This is a genomic window from Nostoc sp., from assembly GCF_036919575.1.
In the GTDB taxonomy this organism is placed as follows: Bacteria; Cyanobacteriota; Cyanobacteriia; order Cyanobacteriales; family Nostocaceae; genus Nostoc.
In genome coordinates this window covers 36,988-47,344 of the sequence record NZ_JBALBY010000108.1, presented here as the reverse complement: position 1 = coordinate 47,344, position 10,357 = coordinate 36,988, and the positions used below count along the sequence as shown (strand labels likewise).

Below are 10,357 nucleotides of genomic sequence, written 5' to 3'. Positions count from 1 at the left end.
GCCCTTGCTGCTGCCAGGGCGATTCAGGATGAGGAATATCGTGCCAAAGCCTTGAGTGCCTTAGCTGACAAACTGCCAGATATATTGCCAGAAGCCCTTGCTGCTGCCAGGGCGATTCAGGATGAGGAATATCGTGCCAAAGCCTTGAGTGCCTTAGCTGACAAACTGCCAGATATATTGCCAGAAGCTCTTGCTGCTGCTATGGCGATTCAGCATGAATCTTCTCGTGCCAAAGCCTTGAGTGCCTTAGCTGACAAACTGCCACTAGAGTTATTGCCAGAAGCTCTTGCTGCTGCTAGGGCGATTCAGTCTGAGTCTTCTCGTGCCGATGCCTTAAGTGCCTTAGCTGACAAACTGCCACTAGAGTTATTGCCAGAAGCCCTTGCTGCTGCTAGAGCGATTCAGCATGAGTCTTCTCGTGCCCAAGCCTTGAGTACCTTAGCTAACAATCTGCCACCAGAGTTATTGCCAGAAGCCCTTGCTGCTGCCAGGGCGATTCAGTCTGAGCGTTATTGTGCCCAAGTCTTGAGTGCCTTAGCTAACAAGCTGCCACCAGAGTTATTGCCAGAAGCCCTTGCCGCTGCCAGGGCAATTCAGGATCAGGAATATCGTACCCAAGCCTTGAGTGCCTTAGCTAACAAGCTGTCACCAGAGTTATTGCCAGAAGCCCTTGCCGCTGCCAGGGCGATTCAGTCTGAAGATTATCGTACCCAAGCCTTGAGTGCCTTAGCTAACAAGCTGTCACCAGAGTTATTGCCAGAAGCCCTTGCTGCTGCCAGGGCGATTCAGTCTGAGCGTTATCGTATCCAAGCCTTGAGTGCCTTAACTAACAAGCTGTCACCAGAGTTATTGCCAGAAGCCCTTGCCGCTGCCAGGGCGATTCAGTCTGAAGATTATCGTACCCAAGCCTTGAGTGCCTTAGCTAACAAGCTGTCACCAGAGTTATTGCCAGAAGCCCTTGCCGCTGCCAGGGCGATTCAGTCTGAAGATTATCGTACCCAAGCCTTGAGTGCCTTAGCTAACAAGCTGTCACCAGAGTTATTGTCAGAAGCCCTTGCTGCTGCCAGGGCGATTCAGTCTGAGTATTATCGTGCCAATGCCTTGAGTGCTTTAGCTAACAAGCTGCCACCAGAGTTATTGCCAGAAGCCCTTGCTGCTGCCAGGGCGATTCAGTCTGAAGATTATTGTGTCTGTGCCTTGAGTGCCTTAGCTGACAAACTGCCACCAGAGTTATTGCTAGAAGCCCTTGCTGCTGCCAGGGCGATTCAGGATGAGAATTATCGTGCCAAAGCCTTGAGTGCCTTAGCTAACAAGCTGTCACAAATGCCAGCTGCTAAACTTTTTTCCCTTTGGCAAGATACACTTCATGAACTATCCCTTCGCACTCGCCCTAATTTGCTGCAAGATATCAAAGCATTGTTTCCAGTTATATTTGCATTAGTTAGTGAAGCAGCAACGGTAGAAATTGCCCGTGCGATTCAGGATGTGGCACGATGGTGGCGGTGATTTAACAGTTATACAGTTATCAGTTAACAATTATCAATTCGTTAGACATCGCCTTTTACAGCTACTTAACCCAATTCTCTAACAACAGCGCTGAATGCCAGGTATCAAATTTACAAACTCTCTCTAGTGTGCATAAGTGGCCGATCGCAATTAGTCATGAAATCATCGGAGAAATTGTCTAAACTGTCGATGAGCGATCGCCAGGGGTTATCTTTGGGAATGAGAACAATAGCGTCACGCTTGTGGGGTGCGATCGCACCAATTGGATTTGCTTAACTCCCGATTAGTGCGATCGCCCACGCATTCGGTGTTATCGTAAAGAATATTAGGAATTAATTACCAAGACAGATGACTATAACTGTCAACGTTGCTCAAGCAACTGCCAAATTTAGTGAACTTTTGAATCAGGTATTGCTCGGTGAAGAAGTCGTGATTGCAGAACAGGGGATTCCAGTTGCACGTCTAGTCGCCTTCACTAATACCAGTTCTCCTCGCATTCCAGGCTTAGATAAAGGTAAAGTCTTTATTGCACCAGATTTCAACGAGCCTTTACCAGAAGAAATCTTGATTGATTTTGAAAGTTCTAACTTCGTTTAGTAATGAGAGCTTTACTGGATACCCATGCATTCATTTGGTGGGTAACAAATGACCCTAAATTATCTGCCAATGCTCGTAATGTGATTGCTGATTCAGGTAACATCCTATTTTTAAGCGTAGTAAGTGTCTGGGAGATTGTCATCAAAAATAAATTAGGGAAACTGACTTTACCTGAACCTGTAGAACAGTATATTCCAAGTCGTCTGGCCATCAATCGCTTTGAAAGTTTACCTATTCAAATGAGCCATGTTTTGCAAGTTGCTAGTTTACCAAGTATCCACCGAGATCCATTTGATCGGATTTTGATTGCCCAAAGCCAAGTTGAGAATTTGCCAATTGTGACAATCGATCAGCTAATTACACAGTATCTTGTTCAAACTATATGGTGATGGCGATCGGGAGCATCTCAGTGAAAGCAAATATACCAGACAAGAAACAAGATTCTTGCTCCCTCTCCGAACCCACGGAGAGGGTTGGGGTGAGGTTTTACAAGGCTTTTTACACTCATTGAGATGCTCCCTGGCGATCGCCTTTCATAAACTGCGTAGGCGTAGCCCGCCGCAGGCATCGCCTAAGTTAAGTTTTGCCTACGCACTCCCCAACAAAGTGAAGCGGTATTTCTCGTGCCGGGAGCGGTATTTCTCGTGCCGGGAGCGGTATTTCTCGTGATGGGAGCGGTATTTCTCGTGCCGGGAGCGGTATTTCTCGTGCCGGGAGCAGTATTTCTCGTGATGGGAGCAGTATTTCTCGTGATGGGAGCGGTATTTCTCGTGATGGGAGCGGTATTTCTCGTGATGGGAGCGGTATTTCTCGTGATGGGAGCGGTATTTCTCGTGACGGGAGCGGTATTTCTCGTGACGGGAGCGGTATTTCTCGTGACGGGAGCGGTCTACCTTAAAACTTTTATGAAACTTAGGCAATTATTTCTACAGAAATCAACATCTAGTAATAAAACACCGAAAAATTACTAGGATCACCTGAAAATTTTATTACAAAAAATGTGAGTTATGCTGAACCGGAATGCAGTTTAACTGAGGCAAGCTAACAGAAGCATCTTATAAGGAATAAATTTATGGCTCGTCAAAAACGTACATCCCGCGTTTTAGAAAAAGCTCAGTTAAGATCCGCTGGACTGAAATCGATTGTTCCAAACATTAAATATGATGAAGATTATAGTTTGGAAAAACTGATTGAGTCAACCGATCAGTTACGTATCAAAATTGATGTTTATAATACGGCTCTGTCTGTAGTTGACTCTTCTAAAACTGAAATTGAAGAGATGGAAAAAAACTTGAGTCAGCTTTCTGAGAAGATGCTGATGGTGGTTGCTATCAAGTACGGCAAAGACAGCCGCGAATATGAGATGGCGGGTGGTGTTCGCAATAGCGATCGCGCTCGCAAAATTAGGTCGAGCCGCTTAAAAAATGTTGCAGAACAAGCATTAGATGAGAATGCTAAAACTGCATAAGCTAAAGCACATCTAAGAAAGCATATTGCAATTTTCTAAATATCTTGTGGGGTGGGCATCTTGCCATGCGTGTCAACTTAAGTGAAAGTTAGCCTAGAACCAGCATTTAGCAGATTATCTTGTTATCTCGTTCCCAGTCTCCGACTGGGAATGCCCCTCATTGAGGCTCCGCCTCCGTAACTTGCGGCAGAGCCACCAGGATCTGCATTTCCAGCTTCTTGCTGGAAACGAGGTTTGAAGAGGGTTTTGGCTTAAGTTGACGCCTATGAGCTTTTTCTGTGCCCCTACGACAGATGTGGTTCAAATACATGAAAACTGCTGTAATGTATGGCGGAGAATTGGTAGTATTGGGGACAACAGATGAATTTATGCGATCGCAACACCCAGAAAGCCTTGCCTTTCTTTAATGTCTGCTTTCCCTCCCAAACACTTTATGAAAAATTTCTTCCTCGTTAAGTATGCCCCAGAAATTCTTCAGCATACTCTTGAACATCTATTTTTGGTAGGCATTGCAATTGGAATTGCCATACTTATAGGCATTCCATTAGGTATTTTAATTACACGTAAAACTTATCTTCGTCAACCAATTCTCGGCATAGCAAATATTCTCCAAACTATTCCTAGTTTGGCGCTGTTTGGCTTACTCATTCCTGTTCCCATAATTGGCGGAATTGGTGCAGTACCAGCAATTGTTGCCCTGATTGTATATTCTTTACTGCCAATAATTCGTAACACTTACACAGGTATTACTGGCGTAGATCCAGCGATTCGGGAAGCTGGGAGAGGAATGGGGATGACAGATAAACAATTATTACTACAAGTTGAGATTCCCTTAGCAATGGGAGTAATTTTAGCAGGAGTGCGAGTCGCAACAGTAATTGCTATTGGTATTGCAACCATTGCAGCAGCGATTGGTGCTGGTGGTTTGGGAGTATTTATTTTTCGGGGGATATCAGTAGTGAACGATCAGTTAATTTTAGCTGGTGCAGTTCCGGCGGCGGTAATTGCATTACTGGCTGACTTTGCAATTGGCTGGTTAGAGAATAAATTAAAAATTAAAACTTAATGAAAAGATTTTTAACACTTTGCTTTTTATCTTTTGCCTTGTTACTGGTAATCACTAGCTGCACGCCCAATTTAAATACTAGCAGCAATGGCAATATTATTGTTGCTTCCAAAGATTTTACTGAACAAGATATTTTAGGGGAACTGTTAGCACAGCAAATTGAGGCGACAACTAATTTAAAAGTGGATCGTCGCCCGCGTTTGGGTGGTTCTTTTGTTTGTCATAGCGCGATTACTGCTGGCAAAATTGACGCATATATTGAGTATACAGGCACAGCTTTTACTGGAATTTTAAAGCAAAAAGCAGTTAATGATCCTAAAGAAGTTTATCAGAAGTTAAAACAAGCTTATGCCCAGCAATTCAATCTAGAAGTGATGCCCAGCTTGGGTTTTGAAAATACTTTTGCGATGATTGTCCGGGGTGAAGATGCCAGACGCTACAACATTAAAACTCTCTCCGAAGCTACTCAATATACACCACAATGGCGAGGCGGTTTCGGCTATGAATTTTTAGAACGGGAAGATGGTTTTCCAGGATTAGCTAAAACTTATAATTTACGTTTCGCTAAACCACCCCAAATCATGGACTTAGGTTTAATATATCGTGCTTTGATTCAAAAACAAGTGGATATGGTAGCGGGTAATTCTACTGATGGACAGATTTCTCGCTTGGGTTTAATTGTACTAAAAGATGATAAACACTATTTTCCTCCTTACGAACCAGTGCCAATTGTCCGACAAGAAACTTTAAAAAAATATCCCGAATTAAGGGAAGCGATCGCTCAACTTAGCGGAAAGATTTCAGCAGATGAAATGCGCCAACTAAACTATTTAGTTGAGGGTGAATTACGTGATATTAAAGATGTTGTCCAGGAGTTTCGCAAATCGAAGGGATTAAAATAATTCATAATTCGTAATTCGTAATTCGTAATTTGTAACGGGGATTTTCTCTAATGTTGTCCGTGCAAAAAGCTCCTTAACCACCTAATCGCTTCACTTGTTGTTTGCTCATTTGCAATTTGTAGACATTGCTGCACAAGTTCTCTGACGTTAGGAAAGTAGCTGCTTTCTGTAATCACATAACTTTCTGCCTGCAATCTATAAATTAATAATCGATTACTTTTTAGCATCCAGACCTCTGGCACTCGATAAGGTAAGTAATCATTAATGTCGGTGTAGCTTGTCACATCTATTTCAATTACTAAATCTGGTGGCGGTTCTGACTCCCAATCAATTCTTTTTTTGCCTACTACTGCTCTCCAATTTTCAATGTAAAAGCAATAGTCTGGTTCAATACCACTAATCTCTGGCAAGCTCATGGTGATGGGCGTAAATGAGTCGTATATGCGGTTTAAATGGTCAAGTAAAACTGTTACTATCAATGACAGCAAGCTCACATCTCTTCCATGCTCTGGTAGGGGTGCCATCAGTAAAATTTCTCCTCTTCGATACTTAATGCGAGGCAAGGAGCGATCGCTTAGTTGCTGACTCAATACTTGATAATCTTGCCAATCTCCTAAAAGTTTCAACACCGCGCCAGGTGGCAACTGGATTCTTTGTCGTGTAATTATGGTATCCATATTCGGCTGTTTCACTAATTGTCAAATAGTTTATTGTAGGGGCAGAGCAATGGGGAGCATCCCAATTTTGCCAAAATAAAATTTGTAGTGGGAGCATCTTGCTCCCTAATGTCCAGGAAGCGGGCTAGAAGCCCGCACTACAAAAAAATAAATTTACACATTTGGGATGCTCCCGAGCAATGTTCATTGGTGTGCCCCTACAAAGCTTTATTTTCTCTTAACCCACAGAGGTGTGGCTCTAAGTTGACTTACAGCCGTTTTCATGTATTTGATCCACATCTGTCGTAAGGGGACAGCAATGCTGTGCCCCTACCGCGTGGTCTATTTACCTGAAAATAGCTGTAAGATTAGCCTAAATCGAAAAGCAAGATTTCTGCGCCGATCTTAGTGCTAATTTCTAACTGTTCTTCGCCATTGATTTGCACTCCATCACCTGCTCTGAGTTCCTCGCCATTCAAGTTAACTATACCTCGCGCTACTTGTAACCAGGCATAACGATCAGGTTTGACTTGATAATTGACAACATCACCATCCTCTAAAACAGATACGTATAAATCAACATCTTGGTGAATTATTACAGCACCATCGCGCCCATCTTTAGCAGCAATTAAGCGGAGTTTGCCTTGCTTTTCTTCGAGAGGAAAAGTTTTTTGTTCATACCTTGGTGTCAACTCGTTTTCGTCAGGAAGAATCCAGATTTGTAGCAAGTGCAGTGGTTCAGTTGGTGAGGGATTAAATTCGCTGTGGCTGATTCCAGTTCCAGCACTCATGATCTGGGCATCACCAGGGCGAATCACCGACCCCGTACCTAAGCTGTCTTTATGCTCTACGGCACCTTCTAAGACATAAGTGAGGATTTCCATGTCACGATGACTGTGGGTAGGAAATCCAGCAGCAGGGGCGATGCGATCGTCGTTGATCACTCGCAGAGAGCGAAATCCCATGCGGTTGGGATCGTAAAAACTACCGAATGAAAATGTGTGATAACTATCGAGCCAGCCTGTTTGAGCGTGACCGCGTGCATTGCGATCGTGAATTAAGTGGCTAATTGTATTTTGAGACATAAGTTAACCTCGCTGTTAATTAGTTTTGAGTGTCAAAAAATTAAGTATTTAATTCGGAATTACTTTTGAACTATTTAAATAATAAAACATATACATATAAATTGAAAAGTACGCACTTAAAAGTGGCGTACTTACCAAAAATATACTGTGAAATTTTCATTTGAATCATTGAACAATAAAGATTCATTGAAAGCGGCGGGAAACTCCATCCCCAGGTGTCTGTAGAGGGATAGCCGCCCCGCCGCTTTAGTCATTAGTCATTGGTCATTGGTCATTGGTACTAATGACTAATGACTAAAAACTCCATCCCGCAAGTGGCGTGGAGTTTTTCATCGTTTCAGGCTTTGATTAATCTAGATTTACGCACGAGTTACGGAATAACGAACCGCAGAGGCGCAGAGGGCACAGAGAAATCAGAGTTTGAGAGATATTTTGCGTAAGTCCTATAATCATTACTTTGATGGTAGACAGAGGGTGAGGACACCCATCCCACAAGAAAATTTGGGATGTTTTTTTATTTGTCAGTCCCTAACGAGGTTTTAAAAAAGTTTTGGCTTAAGTTGAAATCAACGAGTATTGCGCTTTCCCCCTACGACAGATCGGGTTTTTCTATTACACATATTTGGTATTTTCTGTCAATGCGTAATATTATGCCCGCTTGATTACTTATTAAACCCGAAGAACCCCAAAGAGCCAAAGCTGCGCTTTGTCCCCCCTCCCCGCTCTTCGGGAGGGGATTAAGGGGAGCCAGCCAGTGCGCCCTTGCGGTTTTCCCGACTTGTCCCTTGCGCGTCTCCCAAGGCGAGACGCATCTGGCGTGTGGGGTGCAATGTTTTTATTTTTAAAGAGCATAAAAAAAACCAGCAAATATCTAGCTGAAGTGGTAATATTTTCTGAAATCCGTTTTTGTGCCTTTGTAGGTTTATACAAATGGTAGGTAATACGATTGAGAAAACCATTTTCTTTAGCAGTTAAAGAGGTGGGGAATTGTTGTGAATTAGAGTTATTTGCTTGTCTGATTATGGTGGTGGTCGAACCATTTAAAAAATAGTTATCTTTTTCATAAAAATGGGGAAAATATGCTGTTTATGCTTCTGGGATTTAAGACTAGCTCTAAAATTTGCCAGAATTTTAGGGGTGTTACTTGCTTTTTCCCAGGGTAGTGCCTTGGCTGATGTCTTGCCTATTAAGAGCCAGAGACAGTCTGTTAAAGAAATTGAAAATTTAGCTTTGTCAGGAACTCATCTGTTAACGAGCCAGGATCAATTGCGTCAGATGCCAGTACTCACAACAGGCTTATCAAAGTTGAAGCCACTAAGATTAAACCCAATTTTGTCTCAGGTTCTCGACTCGGAGCCAAAACCGCCAATCCCAATCCCACAGCCACGACCAGAACCTCCCCTCGAACTTCCTCCGCAAACATTTCCCTCCTCTGAAGAACGCTTAGACCTTCCTAAAAGTATCATCGTTAGCAAATTCGAGTTTGATGGGAACACGGCATTTAGCAACGAAAAGTTAACTCAAGTTACTGCCCAATTCACCAAGCGATCGCTAACCTTTATAGAATTATTACAAGTTGAAGCTACTGTCACCAAACTCTATACCGATGCGGGGTATCTCAATTGTGGTGCTGTGATTCCGGCTGGTCAAACCTTATCTCAACAGGGTTCTGTCGTCAAAATCCAGATTATTGAAGGAGGACTAGAAGAAATTGCGGTCACGGGAACACGACGGTTAAACTCGAACTACATCCGCAGCAGATTAGCCATTGCCACTACTAAACCCCTAAATCAAAAGCGCTTGCTGTCAGCTTTGCAACTATTGCAACTTGACCCCCTAATTCAGAATATATCAGCCGAATTGTCTGCTGGGTCGCGTCCCGAATTAAGTTTATTGACAGTCAAGGTAGTTGAAGCCGACTCCTTTCATACAGAATTTTTTCTAGATAATGCTCGTGCGCCTAGTGTTGGCAGCTTACGACGCGGTGTCCGCATTAACGAAGGAAATTTACTCGGTTTTGGAGATGCCTTCAATCTGGAATATATCAATACTGATGGTAGCAACTCCTTTGACTTGCGCTACAACATACCTGTTAATCCTCGTAATGGTGCAATTACCCTCAGAGGTGGTTTGACGAGTGCTGAAATTGTCGAACCACCCTTTGACCGCCTAGATATCATTGGTAATTCCAATTACTTCGAGTTAGGTTTTCGCCAACCTTTAATCTTATCTCCCAACAGAGAATTTGCTGTGGGTCTATCGGCGTTACGACAAGAAAGCAAATCTGAACTGCTAGGTAATGGTTTTCCCCTGTCAGCCGGTGCTAATGAACACGGAGAAACCCGCGTTTTTGTCTTGCAATTCTTCCAAGAATATCAGCAGAGGGATTCTCAACAAGCCTTAGCCCTGCGCTCTCAATTTAACCTGGGTTTAGATATCTTCAATGCCACCGTCAACAATGAGCCTCCTGATACTCGGTTTTTTTCTTGGCGGGGGCAAGGACAATATGTGCGACTTTTAGCACCGCAGACTTTATTCGTGATCCGTTCTGACCTGCAATTCTCAAGTCGTGCCCTTCTGCCTTTAGAGCAATTTGGGCTAGGCGGTCTGCGTAGTGTTCGGGGTTATCCACAAGATATTCTCTTGACAGATAACGGCTTTTATGGATCAGCAGAAGTGCAATTACCAGTACTGCGGGTAGAAAAAGTCGGAGGAGTTTTGCAACTAGTGCCGTTTATTGATTTTGGTGTGGGTTGGAATAGTTCCGGGGATGCAGACCCAAATCCAAATACTTTGTTGGGGTTGGGATTGGGTTTACAGTGGCAAATGGGCGATCGCCTCAATGCTCGTCTTGATTATGGGATTCCATTGACAGATATTCAATACAAAGGCAGGACTTTACAGGAAGACGGTATTTATTTTTCAATAGTGGCGAATCCTTTCTAAAAATTTTTGTCAAAAAATCTCTGATTAAGTTGATGTGCAGCTAAATTGTATAACACGAAAACCCAAAAATATTGTAGTGCGGGCAACATGAGCGCGTCCAATATACAAATTAAATACGCAACAGCTTAGTA

At 43.2% G+C, this 10,357-nt stretch carries 10 protein-coding genes and 2 pseudogenes; 9 read left to right on the top strand and 3 right to left on the bottom strand.

Annotated elements, in window-relative coordinates; translation table 11 throughout:
- From V7K27_RS28060 to V7K27_RS28025, 8 genes and pseudogenes are all read left to right on the top strand, one after another.
- Positions 1–1,506, top strand: a pseudogene (locus tag V7K27_RS28060) (hypothetical protein); the annotation flags it as partial.
- Between the two features lie 348 nt (positions 1,507–1,854).
- Complete coding sequence (locus tag V7K27_RS28055) at positions 1,855–2,103, top strand: type II toxin-antitoxin system Phd/YefM family antitoxin (protein ID WP_334951646.1); 249 nt, start codon at positions 1,855–1,857, stop codon at positions 2,101–2,103.
- Between the two features lie 2 nt (positions 2,104–2,105).
- Positions 2,106–2,492, top strand: coding sequence for a type II toxin-antitoxin system VapC family toxin (locus V7K27_RS28050; protein WP_334951645.1), 387 nt, complete (start codon positions 2,106–2,108; stop codon positions 2,490–2,492).
- Positions 2,493–2,726: 234 nt separating this feature from the next.
- Positions 2,727–3,074: a hypothetical protein gene (locus V7K27_RS28045; RefSeq protein WP_334951643.1), complete on the top strand. Its 348-nt coding sequence runs from the start codon at positions 2,727–2,729 to the stop codon at positions 3,072–3,074.
- A gap of 101 nt (positions 3,075–3,175) precedes the next feature.
- Entirely contained in the window at positions 3,176–3,571 is a 396-nt protein-coding gene (locus V7K27_RS28040; protein WP_334951642.1) for a hypothetical protein, read from the top strand.
- Between the two features lie 311 nt (positions 3,572–3,882).
- A pseudogene (locus V7K27_RS28035) lies at positions 3,883–3,978 on the top strand (ATP-binding cassette domain-containing protein); the annotation flags it as partial.
- 26 nt (positions 3,979–4,004) lie between these two features.
- Positions 4,005–4,637: an ABC transporter permease gene (locus V7K27_RS28030; RefSeq protein ID WP_334951641.1), complete on the top strand. Its 633-nt coding sequence runs from the start codon at positions 4,005–4,007 to the stop codon at positions 4,635–4,637.
- Positions 4,637–5,539 carry a glycine betaine ABC transporter substrate-binding protein gene (locus tag V7K27_RS28025; RefSeq protein ID WP_334951640.1) on the top strand — a complete coding sequence of 301 codons (903 nt, stop codon included), beginning with the start codon at positions 4,637–4,639 and terminating at the stop codon, positions 5,537–5,539. Before V7K27_RS28030 ends, V7K27_RS28025 begins: the two co-directional genes overlap by 1 nt.
- 47 nt (positions 5,540–5,586) lie before the next feature.
- On the opposite strand, the gene V7K27_RS28020 is transcribed toward V7K27_RS28025, so the two are convergent.
- From V7K27_RS28020 to V7K27_RS28010, 3 genes are all read right to left on the bottom strand, one after another.
- On the bottom strand, positions 5,587–6,216 hold the full coding sequence (locus V7K27_RS28020) for a Uma2 family endonuclease (protein WP_334951639.1): 630 nt from the start codon (positions 6,214–6,216) through the stop codon (positions 5,587–5,589).
- Positions 6,217–6,563: 347 nt separating this feature from the next.
- Positions 6,564–7,280 carry a pirin family protein gene (locus V7K27_RS28015; protein WP_334951638.1) on the bottom strand — a complete coding sequence of 239 codons (717 nt, stop codon included), beginning with the start codon at positions 7,278–7,280 and terminating at the stop codon, positions 6,564–6,566.
- A gap of 131 nt (positions 7,281–7,411) precedes the next feature.
- Complete coding sequence (locus V7K27_RS28010; RefSeq protein WP_334951637.1) at positions 7,412–7,534, bottom strand: hypothetical protein; 123 nt, start codon at positions 7,532–7,534, stop codon at positions 7,412–7,414.
- A gap of 814 nt (positions 7,535–8,348) precedes the next feature.
- Between V7K27_RS28010 and V7K27_RS28005 the strand changes: the two genes are divergently transcribed.
- On the top strand, positions 8,349–10,226 hold the full coding sequence (locus V7K27_RS28005) for a ShlB/FhaC/HecB family hemolysin secretion/activation protein (protein WP_334951636.1): 1,878 nt from the start codon (positions 8,349–8,351) through the stop codon (positions 10,224–10,226).
- The last annotated feature ends 131 nt before the right edge of the window (positions 10,227–10,357 follow it).